The organism is Rhodosalinus halophilus (assembly GCF_003298775.1).
Lineage (GTDB): Bacteria > Pseudomonadota > Alphaproteobacteria > Rhodobacterales > Rhodobacteraceae > Rhodosalinus > Rhodosalinus halophilus.
On record NZ_QNTQ01000004.1, the window covers coordinates 100581 to 118793 of the forward strand.

The 18213-nt window shown below is 68.1% G+C and carries 20 protein-coding genes; 14 read left to right on the top strand and 6 right to left on the bottom strand.

The features are described 5' to 3' along the window. Positions 1 to 138: 138 nt before the first annotated feature. The 3 genes from DRV85_RS04070 (at position 139) to DRV85_RS04080 (ending at position 2618) form a co-directional block, all read left to right on the top strand. Positions 139 to 675, top strand: coding sequence for a CIA30 family protein (locus DRV85_RS04070; RefSeq protein WP_113288165.1), 537 nt, complete (start codon positions 139 to 141; stop codon positions 673 to 675). 69 nt (positions 676 to 744) lie between these two features. Then, positions 745 to 1167 (top strand): hypothetical protein, encoded by a 423-nt coding sequence (locus DRV85_RS04075; RefSeq protein ID WP_113288166.1) that lies wholly within the window; start codon positions 745 to 747, stop codon positions 1165 to 1167. A gap of 11 nt (positions 1168 to 1178) precedes the next feature. Continuing rightward, positions 1179 to 2618: an amidase gene (locus DRV85_RS04080; protein ID WP_113288167.1), complete on the top strand. Its 1440-nt coding sequence runs from the start codon at positions 1179 to 1181 to the stop codon at positions 2616 to 2618. A gap of 39 nt (positions 2619 to 2657) precedes the next feature. On the opposite strand, the gene DRV85_RS04085 is transcribed toward DRV85_RS04080, so the two are convergent. Then, on the bottom strand, positions 2658 to 3419 hold the full coding sequence (locus DRV85_RS04085) for an NAD kinase (protein WP_113288168.1): 762 nt from the start codon (positions 3417 to 3419) through the stop codon (positions 2658 to 2660). Positions 3420 to 3595: 176 nt separating this feature from the next. Between DRV85_RS04085 and glyA the strand changes: the two genes are divergently transcribed. After that, entirely contained in the window at positions 3596 to 4891 is a 1296-nt protein-coding gene (gene glyA, locus DRV85_RS04090; RefSeq protein ID WP_113288169.1) for a serine hydroxymethyltransferase, read from the top strand. Positions 4892 to 5002: 111 nt separating this feature from the next. Further along, entirely contained in the window at positions 5003 to 5773 is a 771-nt protein-coding gene (locus tag DRV85_RS04095) for an alpha/beta fold hydrolase (protein ID WP_113288170.1), read from the top strand. 1 nt (position 5774) lies between these two features. On the opposite strand, the gene DRV85_RS04100 is transcribed toward DRV85_RS04095, so the two are convergent. Continuing rightward, the gene (locus DRV85_RS04100; RefSeq protein WP_113288171.1) at positions 5775 to 6725 is read right to left on the bottom strand and encodes a LysR family transcriptional regulator; all 951 of its coding nucleotides are present in this window, start codon (positions 6723 to 6725) and stop codon (positions 5775 to 5777) included. Positions 6726 to 6805: 80 nt separating this feature from the next. Continuing rightward, positions 6806 to 7120, bottom strand: coding sequence for an arginine transporter (locus DRV85_RS04105; protein ID WP_113288172.1), 315 nt, complete (start codon positions 7118 to 7120; stop codon positions 6806 to 6808). A gap of 197 nt (positions 7121 to 7317) precedes the next feature. Here DRV85_RS04105 and DRV85_RS04110 point away from each other — a divergent pair, with 197 nt between their 5' ends. Further along, the gene (locus tag DRV85_RS04110; protein ID WP_113288173.1) at positions 7318 to 8034 is read left to right on the top strand and encodes a DUF1194 domain-containing protein; all 717 of its coding nucleotides are present in this window, start codon (positions 7318 to 7320) and stop codon (positions 8032 to 8034) included. 1 nt (position 8035) lies between these two features. On the opposite strand, the gene DRV85_RS04115 is transcribed toward DRV85_RS04110, so the two are convergent. Beyond that, a complete protein-coding gene (locus tag DRV85_RS04115; protein WP_113288174.1) occupies positions 8036 to 9046 on the bottom strand; it encodes a Hint domain-containing protein in 1011 nt (336 codons plus the stop codon). Between the two features lie 117 nt (positions 9047 to 9163). Here DRV85_RS04115 and lepA point away from each other — a divergent pair, with 117 nt between their 5' ends. From lepA to DRV85_RS18965, 3 genes are read left to right on the top strand one after another with little or no spacing between them, the layout of a single operon-like run. Further along, positions 9164 to 10966, top strand: a complete 1803-nt coding sequence (gene lepA / locus DRV85_RS04120) for a translation elongation factor 4 (RefSeq protein ID WP_113288175.1) — start codon at positions 9164 to 9166, stop codon at positions 10964 to 10966. A gap of 52 nt (positions 10967 to 11018) precedes the next feature. Continuing rightward, on the top strand, positions 11019 to 11492 hold the full coding sequence (locus DRV85_RS19785; RefSeq protein WP_420820904.1) for a DUF6932 family protein: 474 nt from the start codon (positions 11019 to 11021) through the stop codon (positions 11490 to 11492). A 2-nt stretch (positions 11493 to 11494) separates the two neighbouring features. After that, on the top strand, positions 11495 to 12406 hold the full coding sequence (locus tag DRV85_RS18965; RefSeq protein ID WP_147238808.1) for a hypothetical protein: 912 nt from the start codon (positions 11495 to 11497) through the stop codon (positions 12404 to 12406). Here the strand turns inward: DRV85_RS18965 and thyX are convergent. Beyond that, entirely contained in the window at positions 12403 to 13317 is a 915-nt protein-coding gene (gene thyX, locus DRV85_RS04125) for an FAD-dependent thymidylate synthase (RefSeq protein WP_113288176.1), read from the bottom strand. The two genes, DRV85_RS18965 and thyX, sit on opposite strands and share 4 nt — an antisense overlap. Positions 13318 to 13520: 203 nt before the next feature. On the opposite strand from thyX, the gene DRV85_RS04130 reads away from it, so the two are divergent. The 5 genes from DRV85_RS04130 (at position 13521) to DRV85_RS04150 (ending at position 17878) form a co-directional block, all read left to right on the top strand. Continuing rightward, positions 13521 to 14648, top strand: a complete 1128-nt coding sequence (locus DRV85_RS04130; protein ID WP_113288177.1) for a hypothetical protein — start codon at positions 13521 to 13523, stop codon at positions 14646 to 14648. Then, positions 14649 to 16016 carry a porin family protein gene (locus DRV85_RS04135; RefSeq protein ID WP_113288178.1) on the top strand — a complete coding sequence of 456 codons (1368 nt, stop codon included), beginning with the start codon at positions 14649 to 14651 and terminating at the stop codon, positions 16014 to 16016. It begins immediately after the preceding gene. 67 nt (positions 16017 to 16083) lie between these two features. Further along, the gene (locus tag DRV85_RS04140) at positions 16084 to 16512 is read left to right on the top strand and encodes a VOC family protein (RefSeq protein ID WP_113288179.1); all 429 of its coding nucleotides are present in this window, start codon (positions 16084 to 16086) and stop codon (positions 16510 to 16512) included. Further along, positions 16509 to 17183 (top strand): DUF1194 domain-containing protein, encoded by a 675-nt coding sequence (locus DRV85_RS04145; protein ID WP_420820905.1) that lies wholly within the window; start codon positions 16509 to 16511, stop codon positions 17181 to 17183. Before DRV85_RS04140 ends, DRV85_RS04145 begins: the two co-directional genes overlap by 4 nt. Beyond that, complete coding sequence (locus tag DRV85_RS04150) at positions 17180 to 17878, top strand: DUF1194 domain-containing protein (protein ID WP_113288180.1); 699 nt, start codon at positions 17180 to 17182, stop codon at positions 17876 to 17878. Before DRV85_RS04145 ends, DRV85_RS04150 begins: the two co-directional genes overlap by 4 nt. 30 nt (positions 17879 to 17908) lie before the next feature. Here DRV85_RS04150 and DRV85_RS04155 read toward each other — a convergent pair whose 3' ends face one another. Further along, a complete protein-coding gene (locus tag DRV85_RS04155; protein WP_113288181.1) occupies positions 17909 to 18208 on the bottom strand; it encodes an EthD family reductase in 300 nt (99 codons plus the stop codon). Positions 18209 to 18213 lie beyond the last annotated feature (5 nt).

Genomic DNA, 18213 nt, shown 5'->3' on the forward strand with positions numbered 1-18213 from the left:
GAAAGGCGCTTGGGAAGCGCCTTCACGCGATCCGAACGGATCGCGTCGCCCGCCGCGGCGGGCGCAAGGGCCTTGCAAGGCCCTTGGCGCGCGCGGCGTGCGCCCCTACCTGCCCGGCATGACCGGAAGGAGCCCACCATGCGCCACGTCCTCGCCCTCTGTCTCTCGCTGCTGGCGGCTCCGGCCATGCCGGACACGCTGATCGAGGATTTCGCGCAGCCCTCGGGGGCGGAGTGGCGCTTCTTCACCGATCAAGTGATGGGCGGCGTTTCGACGGGCGAGGCGACGATCGTGCAGGACGGCCGGCCCGCTCTGCGGCTGACGGGACAGGTCAGCACCGAAAACCGCGGCGGTTTCATCCAGGCGCGGAAAGAGTTGCCCGAGGGGTTGCCGGACGACGCGCAGGCGCTGCGCATCACGGTCCGCGGCGACGGCCAGCGCTATTTCCTGCATCTGCGCACGACCGGAACCTTGCTGCCCTGGCAGTATTATCAGGCGGGATTCGAGGCCCCGCAGGACTGGACCGAGCTGCGCGTGCCGCTGTCGGCCTTCGCACCCTCGGGTCGGCTGCTGCGACGCGAGCTCCGACCCGAAGCGGTGCGCTCCGTCGCGCTGGTGGCCTACGGCCGCGATCACGAGGCCCGGGTCGAGCTTGCCCGGATCGCCGCGGACTGAGGGCTCTCCCTTGCAGGCCAGGCGCCGCGCGGCTAGCGTGACGCGCACAGCCGAGGCGAGGGGGCCGTCGTGATCGCAACGCTCAAGATCCTGCATTTCCTGGCCTTTTCCATCGGGATCGGGGGCGGACTCGCCAACATGCTGGCGGGCATGATCGGGAAACGGTCCGACGCCGCGGCAAAGCCTGAGCTCGGAAAGCTGCAGGCACGGATCGGCCTGGCCTCGGCGCTTGCGCTGGTGGTGCTCTGGATAACCGGCGTCTGGCTGATCGTCGCGCGCTATCCGCAGATTGGAGCGCTGCCGCTCTCCTTCTGGCTCAAGATGGCCGCGGTGGTCGCGCTGACGGCCACGGCCGCCAAGCTGCAACTGAACGCGCTCGCCGCGGGACAGGCGGGCACGCCGCCGCCCCCATCGCAGAAATGGCTCGGCATGCTGGCCACCTTTTTCGCCGTGCTCGCCGTCATCTTCGCCGCCATCGCCTTCACCGGCTGAAAGGACGCCCCATGCCGCAGACGACAGCACCCGAGGTCTGGCGCCTGACGGCGGCCGAGACCGCCGCCGAAATCCGCGCCGGCCGGCTGAGCTGCGCGGAGGCGACCGACGCCGCCCTTGCGCGGATGGAGGCGGTGAACCCCGGCCTCAACGCCGTCGTCGAAAGCCTCGCGGAGGAGGCGCGCGCGCGGGCCCGCGCGCTGGACGCGGCGCAGGCAGAGGGCGCGCCGACGGGGCCGCTGCACGGCGTGCCGGTCACGATCAAGGTGAACGTGGATCAGACCGGCCATGCGACCACGAACGGCGTCGCCGCCTACAGGGACGTGATCGCGCCCGACGACGCGCCGGTGGTGACGAACCTGCTCAGGGCCGGTGCGGTGCCGATCGGACGCACCAACACGCCCGAGTTCTCCTTTCGCGCCGACACCGACAATCCCCTCTACGGACGCACGCAGAACCCCTGGGGCGCGCATATCTCGCCGGGCGGCTCCTCGGGCGGCGCAGGTGCTGCGGTCATGGCGGGGATCGGCGCGCTCGCGCATGGCAACGACATCGGCGGCAGCCTGCGGTTTCCCGCGGCGGCGAATGGCGCGGTGACGGTCAAGCCCGGCCTGGGCCGCGTGCCCGCCTTCAACCCCTCGCAGAAGGCCGAGCGCGGGATGCTGGCGCAGGCGATGTCGGTGCAGGGTCTGCTCGCACGCACCGCGACCGACCTCGCGCTCGCCATGCCTGCCCTGATCGCCGCCGATCCGCGCGACCCGTTCCACGTACCGCTCCCCTATGCCGGCGACCGGCTCGAGCCGCCGCTGCGCGTCGCCTTCACCAAGGACTGCTTCGGCTTTCCGCTACACCCGGAGGTCTCCGCCGCGCTGGACGCCGCCGCCCATGCGCTCTCGGCCGCGGGCTACGAGGTCGAGGAGGTAGCGCCGCCCGCGATGCCCGAGGCTGCGCGGGTCGGGTATCGCGCGCTCATGGGAGAGACGAAGGCCTTGCTCGGTGAGGAATTCGCCAGGCACGGCTCGCCCGCCTTCCAGGCGCTTTTCGAGGAATACTTCCGCCAGTATCCCCCATACGAGGGCGCCGAGCTGCTCGACGCGATGGCGCGCCGCAGCGCCTTCGCCCGCGAATGGTCCCGGTTCCAGGACCGCTATCCGCTCGCGCTCACGCCGTTCCTGTCCCGGCCCTTCTTCGCGCCCGACCGCGACCTCGAGGGCGAGGAGGGCATGATCGAGGCGCTCGGATCTGCCCTGTGGTCCTTCGCGATGAACTTCATGGGGCTGCCGGCGGGGAACGTCCCGGCGCGCCTCGCGGATCTGCCGCAGGGCCCGCAGCCCATCGGCGTTCAGATCGTCGGGCGGCGGTGGCGCGAGGATCTCGTCGTCGAGGCGATGACGGCGATCGAGGCGCAGATCGGCCCGATGGCACCGCATCTCTGGGCGCGGATGGACTAAGAAGCCGCGCGATTCTTCATACGAAAAACCTTCCTGCGATCAGACGAACTGCTCCTGGATCAGCCGCTCCTCGAGTCCGTGGCCCGGATCGAAGAGCAGCCGGTGCTCGATCGACGGCTCCGAGCACACCTCGACCCGGACGACATCATGCGCTGCGCGGCTGTCGGCATCCGCCATCACCGGGCGCTTTTCGTGTTCGAGCACGTCGAACCGCACCCGCGCCATCTTGGGCAGCAGCGCGCCGCGCCAGCGGCGCGGGCGGAAGGGCGCGATGGCGGTCAGCGCCAGCACGTCGCAGCCGATGGGCAGGATCGGGCCGTGGGCGGAGTAGTTGTAGGCCGTCGAGCCCGCAGGGGTCGCCACCAGCGCGCCGTCGCAGACAAGTTCCTCCATCCGCAGCTTGCCGTCCACGGTGATGCGCAGCTTCGCCGCCTGGGGGCCGGCACGCAGGAGCGAGACCTCGTTGATCGCCAGCGCCTCGTAGAGGCGTCCGTCGGCGCCCTCGGCGCGCATGGCGAGCGGGTTGATGACCGTTTCCTCCGCGGCCTCGATTCGCTCGATCAGGTCGTCCTCGGAATACTCGTTCATCAGGAAGCCGACCGTTCCGCGGTTCATGCCGTAGACCGGCGCCGGCAGCCGGGCGGTGCGGTGCAGGGTGCCGAGCATGAACCCGTCGCCGCCGAGCGCCACGATGACGTCGGCCTCCTCCTCGGGGACGTCTCCATAGAGCTCGACGAGCCGTGCGCGGGCCTCCTGCGCCACGTCCCAGTCCGAGGCGGTGAAGGCGATCCGGAGCGTCATGATCGGTTACCTGGCGCGGCCCCTTGGTTCCGCGCGACCCAAGCACGGATCGCCCGCGAGCGCCAGCCCGCGCGCCCCTGCGCCGCGTCCCGCTGTCGCGATGCCGCATTCCGACCTTCCCCGGCGCCTCCGTTTCGGGTAGGACCGGGCGCATCCCGCGAAAGGAGGATGCGCTCATGAACGCCCCGCACCGCGACGACGGCTTCTTCACCGAAACGCTCGAGAGCCGCGACGCAGAGCTCTTCGCCGCGATCCGCGGCGAGCTCGGCCGCCAGCGCGACGAGATCGAGCTGATCGCCTCCGAGAACATCGTCTCCGCCGCCGTGCTCGAGGCGCAGGGCTCCGTGCTGACCAACAAGTACGCCGAGGGCTATCCCGGCCGGCGCTATTACGGCGGCTGCCAGTGGGTGGACGTGGCCGAAGAGCTTGCCATCGAGCGCGCGAAGCAACTCTTCGGCTGCGGCTTCGCCAATGTGCAGCCCAACTCTGGCAGCCAGGCGAACCAGGCGGTGGCGCTCGCCCTGCTCAAGCCGGGCGACACGATCCTCGGGATGAGCCTCGACGCGGGCGGGCATCTGACGCACGGCGCACCGCCGAACCTGTCGGGCAAGTGGTTCAACGCGGTGCATTACGGCGTCCGGCGCGAGGACAGCCTGATCGACTACGACCAGGTCGAGGCGCTGGCGCGCGAGCACAAGCCGAAGATCATCATCGCCGGCGGCTCGGCCGTGCCGCGGCAGATCGACTTCGCCCGCTTCCGCGCCATCGCCGACGAAGTGGGCGCCTGGCTGCACGTGGACATGGCGCATTTCGCGGGGCTGGTCGCGGGCGGCGCGCATCCCTCGCCCTTCCCGCACGCGCATGTGGTCACCACCACCACGCACAAGACCCTGCGCGGCCCCCGCGGCGGCATGATCCTGACCGACGACGAGGCGCTGGCGAAGAAGTTCAACTCCGCGATCTTCCCCGGCCTGCAGGGCGGGCCGCTGATGCATGTGATCGCGGCCAAGGCCGTGGCCTTCGGCGAGGCGCTGCGCCCCGAGTTCAAGGCCTACGCGAAACAGGTGGTCTCCAACGCGCAGGCGCTGGCGGACGAGTTGATGCAGGGTGGCCTCGACATCGTCACCGGCGGCACCGACACGCATGTCCTGCTGGTGGACCTGCGGCCCAAGGCCGTGAAGGGCAACGCCACCGAAAAGGCGCTGGGCCGCGCGCATATCACCTGCAACAAGAACGGCGTGCCCTTCGACCCGGAAAAGCCCACGGTGACCTCCGGCGTGCGGCTGGGCTCGCCCGCCGGCACGACGCGGGGCTTCGGCGAGCCCGAGTTCCGCCAGATCGGCCGCTGGATCACCGAGGTGGTGGACGGCCTTGCCGCGAACGGCGAGGAAGGCAACGGCGAGGTCGAGCGCAAGGTGAAGGGCGAGGTCGCGGAGCTTTGCGGGCGTTTCCCGCTCTATCCGCAACTCTGAGCGCGGCGCTCGGCGCGCCCATTCGGGCGCTTCTCGCGACGACCGACCGGACGGGAGGGAGGAGCCCCCGCGAGGCTGGCAAACCGGAGCATGGCGCGCTAGGCACGCGCTATGCTTGCCCTCACCCGCCACGGAAATCCCTCCGACCGCCCGCCACTCGTCATCGCGCACGGCCTTTTCGGCTCGGGCCGCAACTGGGGCGTGATCGCGAAGCGGCTCTCCGACACGCGCGAGGTCATCGCCGTGGACATGCGCAACCACGGCGACAGCCCCCGGACCGACCGGCACGACTACCCCGGCATGGCCCGTGATCTGGCCGAGGTGATCGCGGCGGAGGGGAGGGACTGCGACCTCCTGGGCCACTCGATGGGCGGCAAGGCGGCCATGGTGCTGGCGCTCACCGCGCCGGCGGGCCTGCGGCGCCTGATCGTCGCAGACATCGCGCCGGTCGCCTACGAGCATTCGCAACAGCCCGCGCTCGACGCCATGCGGAGCCTCGATCCCGGCGCCCTCGGCAGCCGGGCGGAGGCGACGGCCGCGCTCGCCGAGCGGCTGGGCGGCGGAGCGGAGGCGCGCGGCCTCGCCGCCTTCCTCGCACAGTCGCTGGACGTGAAGGCCGGGCACTGGCGGCTGAACCTGGACGCGCTGGCGCGGGACATGGCGGCGATTCTCGGGTTCCCCGACATCGAGGGCCGCTTCGAAGGGCCCACCCTCTTTCTGGCGGGCGCAGAGAGCGACTACGTCCGCCCCGAGCACCGCGCGACGATCAAGGCGCTCTTTCCCGCCGCACGCTTCGCGAAGATCCCCGGTGCGGGCCATTGGCTGCACGCCGACAAGCCGCGGGAGTTCGAGGCCGCCGTCCGCGCCTTCCTCGACGCCTGAGTCACGCGAGCGTTCGCAACTGCCCCTCGAGCCAGGGCAGCTGGGCCAGCGCGGGGCTCACAATCTGACTCTGCACAAGTTCGCGGACGGTGCGGACGACGTCCTGCGGCACCGGGCTTGCCCAGTCGGCCCCGGCGAAGAGCGAGATCTTGCGCGCGAAGGGCGCGAAGGGCAGCGGATGCGCCGCGATCCGGTCGTGCAGCCGCGCCGCGCGCATGTAGCCCAAGGGCGTCGTCACCGCCCAGCCCGCGCCGCGCGCCACCAGCACCATCAGCGCCTGATGCGCGCCGATCTCGAAGCGCTCGGGAAAGCTGACGCCCTCACTGCGCAGATGCGCCTCGATGGTGCGCCCGATGAGCTGCGCGCGGTCGTAGCGCAGGAAGGGGAGCTGCTCGAGCGCCGCTTCGCCCTCGGACGGCCCGCGCGGCGTGACCAGGATGAAGGGGTCGCGCACGACCGGATGCTCGACGAGGCCGTCGGGCGGCGCGCCCGGGCTCGCCGCGATGCCGAGATCGAGGCGCCGCTCGGCCAGGGCCGCCGTGATCTCGTGGCTGGGTGCCGTGATCAGCCGCAAGCGGCAGCGTGTCATGCTTTCCGCAAGGATCGTGGCCAGCCGCGGCGTCAGGTCGTTGTCGAAATCGTCGATCAGGCCGAGCGCCAGGGTCGACAGGCCCGACAAATCCATCATCGAGATTTCCGATTGCGCGAGGCGCAGTTGCGCGAGCACGTCGCGCGCCCGGGTCAGGAAATGTCGTCCGGCAGGCGTGAGCTGCATCGGCCGTCGCGCATGATCGACCAGCGCGGTGCCCAGGGCCGCCTCTAGGTTGCGCATCTGCTGCGAGACGGCCGGTGCCGAGAGTCCCGTTCTAGCAGCCGCCTCGGCGACCGAGCCGGTGGCCGCGAGCGCCTCGAACACTTCGAGCCCCCTGAGGGTCACGCCCTTGAGCCCCATCGCCTCCTCCCGGCCTGCGCCGGTGCGGCGCGCCTCGTGCTTCTGCGGAACGTCCGCCGCGCGGTCAAGTCCTCGCGGGGTCAGCGATAGCGCCCGCAGCTGCGCTCGACCGCCTCGCCGAAGGCCCGGTAGCGGCTCCAGAACGCCTCACGCGAGGGGTTGTCGGATTGCCGGATGTCCTGCGCGCGCTGGGGGTTGGCGTAGAAGCTCGCGGCCAGCCGCTGATCGGCGCGGCTCAGTTCACGGTCGGCCACGGCCTGAATGCATCCGCAGACGGCCGGGTTCGCCGCCGCACGACCCGACGCGAGGCAGCTGCTCTCCAGCCTGCCGCCGCCGCACGCGGCCAGCGTCAGCATCAGTCCCGCGGCCAGGACCGCGCGCCCTGCTCCCGTCATGCCATGTCGCTCCGGGCTCCGCTCGATCTTCAAGCGCCTCTGTGCGGCCCCTTCGGGCTCGTCGTTCAGGTCAGGATGCCTGCGACCGCGCGAATTTTCAACTCCGGACAGGCGCTGCGGCGCCGGGCCGCGCGCCTGCCCTTGACCGGGGCACGCCCGGCCTCACCATTCATGAGGAGAAACGCGGAGACCGCCCGATGCGCCTCGTCACAGTCGCCTTCGCCCTGGCTCTCGCCGCCCCGGCTGCCGCGCAGGAGGTGGACCTCGAGCTCGTCTTGCTCGCCGATGCCTCGGGGTCCATCGACACCGACGAAATACGCTTCCAGCGGCAGGGTTACGCCGAGGCCATCACCGACCCCTCGGTGCTCCAGGCAATCGCCGACACCGCCTACGGCAGCATCGCCGTCACCTACGTCGAATGGGCCGCCGCCGACAGCCAGGGAGTCGTGGTGCCCTGGACGGTGGTCGCGGACGCAGACAGCGCGCAGGGCTTCGCCGACGCCCTGATGGGTCCGCCGCGCATGGCCTACGGTCGCAACGCCATCGGCTCGGCGCTGCTGGCCGGCAAGCGACTGATCGAGGAGAACGAGATCGACGGCTGGCGCAAGGTCATCGACTTCTCGGGCGATTCCGCCAACAACTACTCCGGCCCCCCGATCGAGGCCGCCCGCGCCGAGGTGCTGGCGTCCGGCATCACGATCAACGCGCTGGCCATCCTGTGCCGCTTCTGCTCGGGCCGCGCGGGCGGCGGCGCCAATCTCGAGGCGATCTACGAGGAGCGCATCATCGGCGGCCCCGGCGCCTTCGTCGTCACCGCCGACGACATGGAGAGCTTCGCGGACGCCGTGCGCCGCAAGCTCATCCTGGAGATCTCGGGCACCGTTCCCGGCGCCCCCACGGTCGCGGCGCGCTGAGCTAGCCCGCCCGCAGCAGCGCCGCCTCGTGACGCCGGAGAAAAGGGCGGGCCGGCGCGCCGTAGGCTGCGGGGCCGTCCGGCAAGGCGGCCAGGACCGCCGCGCGGTCCGCCGGTGCCAGCGCCGCGAGCGCCTCGGGGCCGGGATAGAAGCTCTCCGCCACGAGTCCCTCGGCCAGCAGCAGATCATGCCGGGGCAGCAACAGGTGGACGTATCGCACCGTGCCGCCCGGCACGCGCCGGATACCTCGCCCGTCCACCAGATGGGCTGCCGCGACCAGCACCTCGTCCGCCCCGAGCATCAGCTCTGCCCGCCAGCTGCGGATCAGCAGCCGATGCTGCGGTGAAACGCGCAGCGCCCGCGCATTGCCCAGCCGCCCCGCGGCGATCTCGACCGGGGCCCATGCGCCGCCGGCCGGCATCTCGGTCGCCCCGGCCCAGAGCACGGGGCGCACCCCTCCGTCAGCCGTCAGCACCGCATCACCCGCGCGGATCGCCGCGGCCCGCCGCGGCCCGTCCGGCGTGGCGATCAGGGTTCCGGCGTCATAGCAGATCGGCGTCGCGTAATCCTCTGCCAGGAAATCCGGCCCCTCCTGCGCCGAAACCACCGTCAGCGGCACGCCCAGCGGCGGAAAGCCTCCCGGCCCACCGATGAAGGCCAGCCCCTCAACCGTCGCGTAGGCCGGGTCGCTGTCGTTCACGTTGAAACCCACGACGTCCCAGGTGTTGGTCCCGTCGCTGAGCGTCAGGCCGTATTCGGCCTCGACCCGTGTGCCGTCCCCGTAGGTCGTGCCGTTGAGCGTCTGATCTCCGTCCAGCCGCTGGCTGCCGTCGTTGTCGGCAAAGCTGCCGTCGTCGTCCCGCAGGGCGACCGCCAGCCAGTCCGGCGCATCCAGCGTGATGGTCCGCCCCACAAGGTGCGAGCCGTCGCCCTGCGTCACCCCGTCGAGCTGCCCGCCGCCGGAGATCGACAGGTTGCCCTCTTCAAGCACGTAGATCGTGTAGTCCGGCACCGCTGCCCCCGTTTGCGCGACAGCGGTCTATCCCCCATTCGTGTTCAAAGAATGAAGCATCGGCGGCGGCAAGACGGCCCATTGACCGCCCCCCGAAACCGCCGCATATCCCGCCTCATGATCGATCGCCGCTATATCCGCAACTTCTCCATCGTCGCCCACATCGACCACGGGAAGTCCACCCTGGCCGACCGGCTGATCCAGCTCACCGGCACCGTGGCCGAACGCGACATGAAGGAGCAGCTGCTCGACGCCATGGACATCGAGCGCGAGCGCGGCATCACCATCAAGGCCAACACCGTGCGCATCGACTATCCCGCGCAGGACGGCCACACCTACATCCTCAACCTGATCGACACGCCCGGGCACGTGGACTTCTCCTACGAGGTCAGCCGCTCCATGCAGGCGGTGGAGGGCTCGCTGCTGGTGGTGGACGCGACGCAAGGCGTCGAGGCGCAGACGCTCGCCAACGTCTATCAGGCGATCGACGCCGACCACGAGATCGTGCCGGTGCTCAACAAGATCGACCTGCCCGCCGCCGACATCGACCGCGTGGCCGAACAGATCGAGGACGTGATCGGTATCGACGCCACCGACGCCATCCAGATCAGCGCCAAGACCGGCGTCGGCATCCCCGACGTGCTCGAGGCCATCGTGCAACGCCTGCCGCCCCCGCCCGAGGGCGACGCGGAAAAGCCCCTGAAGGCGATGCTGGTCGATTCGAAATACGACCCCTACCTCGGCGTCGTGGTCATCGTGCGCGTCATCGACGGCGTGCTGAAGAAGGGCCAGCGCATCCGCATGATGAAGACGGGCGGCACCTACGACATCGACCGCGTCGGCGTCTACCGCCCCGCGATGAAGGATGTGGACGAACTCGGCCCCGGCGAGATCGGCTACATCACCGCCTCGATCAAGCAGGTGCGCGACACCCGCGTGGGCGACACCATCACCACCGAGAAGAAGGGGTGCGAGACGCCCCTGCCCGGCTTCAAGCCCTCGGTCCCGGTGGTCTTCTGCGGCCTCTTCCCCGTCGACAGCGCGCAGTTCGACGACCTGCGCGACGCGATCGAGAAGCTCGCGCTCAACGACGCCTCCTTCACCTACGAGGTCGAAAGCTCCGCCGCACTCGGCTTCGGCCTGCGCTGCGGCTTCCTGGGGCTCCTGCACCTCGAGGTGATCCGCGACCGGATCGAGCGCGAGTACGACATCGAGCTCATCACCACCGCGCCCTCGGTCGTCTATCACCTCTACATGAAGGACGGCGAGATGCGCGAGCTCAGCAATCCCGCCGACATGCCCGACCCCTCCCACGTCGACCGGATCGAGGAGCCGCGGATCAAGGCCACCATCCTCGTGCCCGACGACTACCTGGGCGAGGTGCTCAAGCTCTGCCAGGACCGCCGCGGCATCCAGCAGGACCTGACCTATGCAGGAAGCCGTGCGATGGTGGTCTACGACCTGCCGCTGAACGAGGTGGTCTTCGACTTCTACGACCGGCTGAAATCGGTCACCAAGGGCTACGCCAGCTTCGATTACGAGATCACCGGCTACCGCGAGGACCGGCTGGTCAAGATGTCCATCCTGGTGAACGACGAGCCGGTCGATGCGCTGTCCGTCATGGTGCACCGCGACCGGGCCGAACAGCGCGGCCGCGCGATGTGCGAGAAGCTCAAGGAGCTGATCCCGCGCCACATGTTCAAGATCCCGATCCAGGCGGCGATCGGCGGCAAGGTCATCGCGCGCGAGACGCTCTCGGCGCTGCGCAAGGACGTGACCGCCAAGTGCTACGGCGGCGACGTCACGCGCAAGAAGAAGCTTCTGGAGAAGCAGAAGGCCGGCAAGAAGAAGATGCGCCAGTTCGGCCGGGTCGAGATCCCGCAGGAGGCGTTCATCTCGGCGTTGAAGATGGATGGGTGACTTCTTTAACGTTTTTCGGTAATATCTTGCTCGGAAGCATGCGTCACCGACCTTGACAACGACGAAGTTCGATTACGAGCCTTTGCTAGGACCGGGGCGCCATGAGTTTGATCGCTCCGAGTTGAGTTCGCGATTTGCTCGCGGCTTTGGAACTAGTCGAATAGAATTAAACTTTCGGCTACACGAACTACTCGACGCACTAGAGGAACTCGGAGTCGCTTGCCAGGTTTGGATAAATGGAAGCTACCTCTGCAATAAGCCTGACCCTAATGATGTCGACGTCGTGATAATCGTTTGGCATGAAACATACAACGCGCTATCGGAAGCAGCACTCGATTTCCTAGATGAGATAATGCAGCCGCACTTTCATGCACTGCCTGGCGTCGATGCATTTGTGTGTATTGAATACCCGAGGGGCCACGAGCTCTACGAGGAAGACAACCCAGATCAATGGGCCGATCTTTTTGGCATTGAGCACAGTGGCCAATGGCTCAAGGGATTTGCAGTAGTCTACGTTGAGCCTTAACGATGATACCAGACGAACTTCTAGAAAAGGTGCGCAAGGACAGGGAGCGGGTTTCCAGACTCGAAGAATACATCTTTGAGAATCCGGATGATCGCGCCGCAAAGAGCAGCCTGCTTTCCTTAAGAAAGAGGCTTGGCCAATTTGAGCGGGAAGTGGCAGAGTTTGCCAAAGCGAACTTTATTGACTTTGTGAACTATAGAATAATAAATACTAATGCCCGGTATTCAATAAACACAATCGCTGAGAGCCTGATAGGCTTCCAGCAAGGGTTCACGGCCGCCTACGACGCCAAGAAGCATGGTGCCAAGGAACGCGCCCGGTATTCGGAAGAAACTCTGTCGCGGACCGAGCTTTCTATTGAAAGCACTTACCAGGGCTCTTTTGGCTTCGTGCTGTACATCACGGACGAGCGCAGCCTGTTTGCCGGCGAGTTTGATGAAACGGTTGAAGCTATAGGAGATTTTCTCGAAATAGAGAGCGCCAATGAAGCGATAGATTGCACCCGACAACTTGGTCTCGCCGCCACTTCGAGGCTGTATAGGTGGGTCGCCGCCAATTTCCGAAGTGGTAACTCTGTTGACTACCAGTGGCGCCAGTCAACGGGGACCTTCAAGGGCCAACTGGTCCCGGTCGAGAGGTTCCACAAACTGAAAGACATTTTCGAATCTGCTGTAGATCTTGAACGGGAGCAACTACAACTGGAAGGGACACTTGTTGGGCTTGATACTGCGCGCGAGACTTTTCATTTTGTGCTAGATGACGGCTCAAACTACTTTGGCCAAATCTCGCCCGAGATCTCTACGGACCCGCACCTCGTTCCTAGGAGATATGTGGCTCACATTCTTTCGGAAGCCACTTTAATCCCGGCAACTGGTGAGCGAAAAGAACAGTATACTCTATTGGCATTGACTTAGCGTTCATTCCCCAACACTTCCCTGAACTCTCGCCACTCCCGCTTCGACAGCCCGCTCGTCTCCTGCGTCACCTCCTCGCCGGCCAGCATCCGGCGCAGGCAGTCGAGCGCCTTGGCCGACAGCGTCGCACCCCCCACCCGGTAGTCGAGGAAGGCCTGCCAGGCGAGCGGCACCCAGTCGGCCACCAGCCGCCCGATCTCTTCGGCGTAGACGCGGATCTCGTATTGCGCGTGGGCGTCGGCCCTGAGCCTCAGGAAGTGGAAGAGGTTGTGCAGGTCCGTCTTCCAGTACCACTGCGTGTAGACGTTGGCCGGCAGGTTCATCCGCGCCAGCTCCCGCGCAAGGCCCTGCTGCCCCTCGTCCGAGATCATCGCCTCGTAGTGATCGTAGCACCGCGCCGCGTCGCCCTTGAGGATCTCCAGCACCCGCGCGGCCTCCTCCGGGCCCAGCACCTCGCCCCGGCCCTGGTTGTTGACCGTGGACTGCGCGGCGAGCGCCGAAGGCTCCGGGATGTAGAACTCCCGGTCGAGGATCGAGTAGCGCGCCGAGTATTCGTTCACGTTGGCCGTGCGGTGGCGGATCCACTGCCGCGCCACGAACACGGGCAGCTTCACGTGCAGCTTGACCTCGCACATCTCGAAGGGGGTCGAGTGCCAGTGCCGCATCAGGTAGCGGATCAGCCCCTCGTCGTTCGAGACATGCCGCGTGCCGGCCCCGTAGCTCACCCGCGCCGCCTGCACGATCGCCGCGTCGTCGCCCATGTAGTCGATCACCCGGACGAAGCCGTGGTCGAGCACCGGGTAGGCGGTGTAGAGATGCGCCTCCATCCCCTCGGACACGGCGCGCAGCGTCTGCCGCGGGGTTGCGCGCTGCGCCTTGATCTCTTCTTCCTGCTCGGGCGTGAGCGGCATGGGCGAATCCTCCACCACCAGATGAGTCCCGCCGCCACCATATCTTGCGGAGAGGGTCACGCCAACCACCAGATCGGGTGGCGGCAAATCCGCCTCAGTCCACCGGAAAATTCCCACACCTCCGGGAGCTCACATTGACTTTTCTGCGGAAGCTACGGATTTTGGCCGGAAAACACGCTTATCCACTGAGGCGGGACACGACGATGACACGGATTCTGACGCTGCTTCTGGCGCTCGGCCTCGTGGCGGCCTGCACGACCGGGGACGAGACGAATCCCTTCAACCGCGCCGCGGAAGACGCCGGGGGCGACGGAACCGACGGCGACGCGGACGGCGACGCGGACGGCGACACGCCGCCCGGAGACGACGGCGAGCCGATCGAGAGCGACAGAGTCCTGCCGCCCGGCACCGCCTCGCCCACGCCCGATGCCGGCATCTTCCGTCGCGAGGCCCGCGACGAGGAACTCGGCAACGGCTTCGCCGAGTCCGTCAGCTATGACGAGCAGAACGATCTCTTCTATGTGGACAACCTCGGCTTCGACGGCGACAACTTCTACGCGCGCGACGATCAGGTTCCGAGCCTTGACACCGCCACGCCGGGCAGCCGCCGCGATACCGGGCGCTTTGCCGTTTACGAGAACACCGGCACTGTCACCGACCCGCTTAATTCCGAGCCGATCAACCAGTTCGCTCACAAGGGCATCTACGCGGTCAGCATGTCCGGCTCCACCGAGTTCGCGATCGTGCGCACCGGCGCCTACCAGGGCTACGGCTTCGGCGGCTATATCTATCAGCGCAACGACACCGACGCGGCCGGCAATCCGGTCTCGGTGACCCTGCCCACCAGCGGGCAGGCGAACTATCAGGGAGAATACGCCGGCCTGCGCGACTTCCAGAACCGCGGCGGGTTGGAATATGTCTCCGGTGACGTGAACATGGCGATCGACTTCGAGGACTTCAACGATCCGACGGCAGTGCAGGGCGAGATCGTGAATCGCCGGGTCTACGCAATGGACGGCACCGACATTACGCAGACCATCGTCGATGCGCTGGGCACCGGGGGCTCCGCCCTCCCGATCCTGAGTTTCAAGGTGGGCTCCGGCGTTCTCGACGAGAACGGCGAGATCACGGGCGAGGCCTTCAGCACCTACGTCTCGGTCGACGGGTCGGGCAACGCCACGATCGAGGAATACGAGGCGGGGAACTATTACGCGATCCTCTCCGGCGACAATGCCGAGGAGGTGGTCGGCATCGTTGTGGTCGAAGGCGAGGACCCGCGCAACGAAAACGTAACCTTCCGCGAAACCGGCGGCTTCATCGCAACCCGCTAGATGGTGGGTCTGCGGCGCCTTCTCGAACGGGCGGCGCTGCTTCTGGCGCTGGCAGGCGGCCAGGTAGCCGCAGAGCCCGTGGCGCTTGGCCCCGAGGCGATGCGGCAGCTGGCCGCCGAGGCGATCGAGGCGGGTCAGCCGGAGCTCGCGCTGCCGATCACGGCGGCGCTGCTTGACCGCGATGCCGAGGATGGCGCTGCGCTGCTGCTTCGGGCGCGCGCCCTCCGCGACAGCGGCCGATACGACGAGGCCGCCGATGCGGCGCGGGCCGCATGGGGGCTTTCCGAAACCGGCGCGACAAGGCATCTCTCGGCACTCGCCATGGCGCAGGCGCTCGCGTCTTCGCAGCGGCGGACACGCGCGCAATGGTGGCTCCGGCGTGCCGTGCATCACGCACCCACGCCCGAGATGCGGCGCCGCGCGATCGAGGACTTCCGCTACGTCCAGGCACGCAACCCTTGGTCCACAGAGTTCAGCTTCTCGATCGCGCCCCGCTCGAATGTGAACAACGGCAGCGCGCGCTCGGCGACACGGCTCTACGATCTACCGTTGGATTTCCGTCTCGACGGCAGCGCGCAGGCCCTCTCCGGCACCGAGGTCGCCGGTGGCGCGAACACCCGTTACCGTCTGAGCGAAAGCCGGCTGCACCGCACCGACCTTCTGCTGCGCGCGCATTACCGCACCTATCGCCTGAGCAGCGAAGCGCGGTCCAAGGCTCCGAATGCGAAGGGCAGCGATTTCGCCTTTGGCTCGCTCGCGGCCAGCTTCGCGCACGAGGCGCGGCGCGACGCCGAAAGCCCGCCGTGGTGGGTCGCGGCGAGCGCGGGCCAGACCTGGTATGGCGGCGATCCCTACACCCGCTTTTTACAGCTCTCCGGCACGCAGAATTGGACGCTCGGCTCGCGGACGGGCGCGAACCTGTCGGTCACCGCAGAGGGCCAGCAAGGCCTCGGCGGCACGCCGGACAGCCGCAGTCTGCGCGTCGGTGCCGGCGTGACGCGGGTGCTCGACGGAGGCAGCCGGCTGCGCCTGGGTCTCGCCGCGACCGCAAGCCGCTCTGACGCGGCCTCGCGCGAGTTCGATCGGATCGAGGCCAGCGCGCGGCTCTCGCTCGCACGGCCTGTGCTGAGCATGGATCTGAACATGGGCTTCACAATCGCGGAGGATCACTTCCCGCAGGCGGTCTTCGGCACCGGCAGCAGGACGGACTCCGAGATCGCACTCGAGATCACCGCCGACCTGCCCGCGATCGAGTATCACGGATTCATCCCCTCGCTCACGCTACGGGCGGCGCGTACCGACTCGAATCTCGGACTGCACGATACCGAGGAAGTCGGATTGCAGCTTGGCTGGCGCTCGGCGTTCTGATCTCGACAAGCCGGCCCCCTGCCCTAGACTGCCCACACGGGTTCCTGATGTATCAAGGAGGGTCTGCATGACGATCCGCTACCTGCACACCATGGTCCGGGTGAAGGATCTCGACGAATCCAAGGCGTTCTACGAACTCCTGGGCTTGAGGGAGACCCGGCGCTGGGACAACGAGCAGGGGCGCTTCACGCTGGTCTTCATGGCGCCGCCCGGACAGGAGGAGACGCCGATCGAGCTGACCTACAACTGGGACGGCGACGAGGGCCTTCCGTCTGACAGCCGGCACTTCGGCCATCTCGCCTACGAGGTCGACGACATCTATGAGATGTGCCGGCACCTGCAGGACCACGGCGTGACGATCAACCGTCCGCCGCGCGACGGGCGGATGGCCTTCGTCCGCTCGCCCGACAACATCTCGATCGAGCTGTTGCAGAAGGGCGAGCCCAAGGCGCCGGCCGAACCCTGGGCCAGCATGGAGAACACCGGGCATTGGTGAGGGCGCTCGCCCTCCTGCTCGCTCTGTGGGGCGGGAGCGCAGCGGCGGATTGCCGGCTCGCGCTGCTCCTCGCGCTCGACGTCTCGAGCTCGGTGGACGCCGCGGAGCACAGGCTGCAGCGCGAGGGCCTCGCGGGGGCGCTGGCCGCGCCCGACATCCGTGCCGCGATCCTGTCGGGCGCACCGGGCCATGTCGCGCTCGCCGTCTACGAGTGGTCGGGCCGCAATCAGCAACAGGTGCTGGTGCCCTGGACCGCGCTCGACACCAATGGGGCGATCGACGCCGCGGCCGCCAAGATCCGTGCGGCGCCGCGCAGCTTCTCGCGCTTTCCGACGGCGATCGGTTATGCGCTGGGATTCGGCACGACGATGTTCCGGCGGGGGCCCGACTGCGCGCGTCGCGTCCTCGACGTCTCCGGCGATGGGATCGGCAACGACGGTTTCGAGCCCGTGCACGCCTACCGGCACTTCCCCTTCGCCGGCATCACGGTCAACGGGCTCGCGGTGGGCGGTCACGATCCGCAGGTGCTCGACTACTACCTCTTCGATCTGCGCCACGGCCCAGACGCCTTCGTCGAATACGCCGAGGGCTACGGCGACTTTCGGCGTGCGATGGAGCGCAAGCTCTTCCGCGAGATCGGCGGGATCGTCGTCGGCCGGGCCGGGGAATGAAGGCAGCGCTCGCCGCGGGTCTGGCGCTGCTCGCCGCCCCGGCGGAGGCCGCCTGCCGGCTCGCCCTCGCGTTCGCGCTGGATGTCTCAGAGTCGGTGGACGCCCGCGAATACCGGCTCCAGCTCGACGGGCTGGCCGCCGCGCTCGAGGACGAGGCGGTGTCGGAGGCGCTGCTCGCCCGGCCAGAGAGTCCCGTGGCGCTGGCCGCCTACGAATGGAGCGGCCCCGAGGCGCAGCGCGGCCTGCTGCCCTGGACCCGGATCACCGATGCCGCGGCCCTTGCCGCGGTCGCCGCACGGCTTCGCGCGACCGAACGGGCCCTGGCGCCCGGTCCCACGGCGATCGGCGCCGCGCTTGCCCATGGCGCGAGGCTCATGGCGGAGGGTCCGGTCTGCTGGCGGCAGGTGATCGACATCTCCGGCGACGGCAAGTCGAACACGGGCCCTGCGCCCGGCATGATTCGCCGGGCCCTCGGCCGCATCACGGTCAACGCGCTCGTCGTCGGCTCGGACGGCGGCGACTGGGTGGACCGGCGACAGATGCAGATCGGCGAGCTATCGAGCTACTTCCGTGTTGAGGTCATCCGCGGCCCGGAGGCCTTCGTCGAGACGGCGCTGGGTTACGAGGACTTCCGCCGCGCCATGACGCGCAAGCTGCTGCGCGAACTCGAGACGCGCACCGTCGCACGGCAGTGACCGGCCCCGGACCTGCCTCTCGCCCCCCGGTCAGTCGGCCGCCATCTCGCCCATGACGATCACCGGCGTGACCGGCGTGAAATTCGGAATGTCCGCCTGCGTTTCCGCCCCGTGCGCGTCGAGCGCGGCGAGGCCCGTTGCCCGATCTGGGAAGCGCAGCTCGGCGATCAGCTGATAGGGCGACGCAGGGTCCATCTCGGACGGGCGCCAGTATCCCATCTCGCTCATGCCGGCGGGTTCAAGCAGGCGCCGCACCATGGGCAGATGGGTGTCCCGATAGTAGCCGAGATCGAACTCGCCCGGCGGGTAGAGCACCGACACGACGAACATGAGCC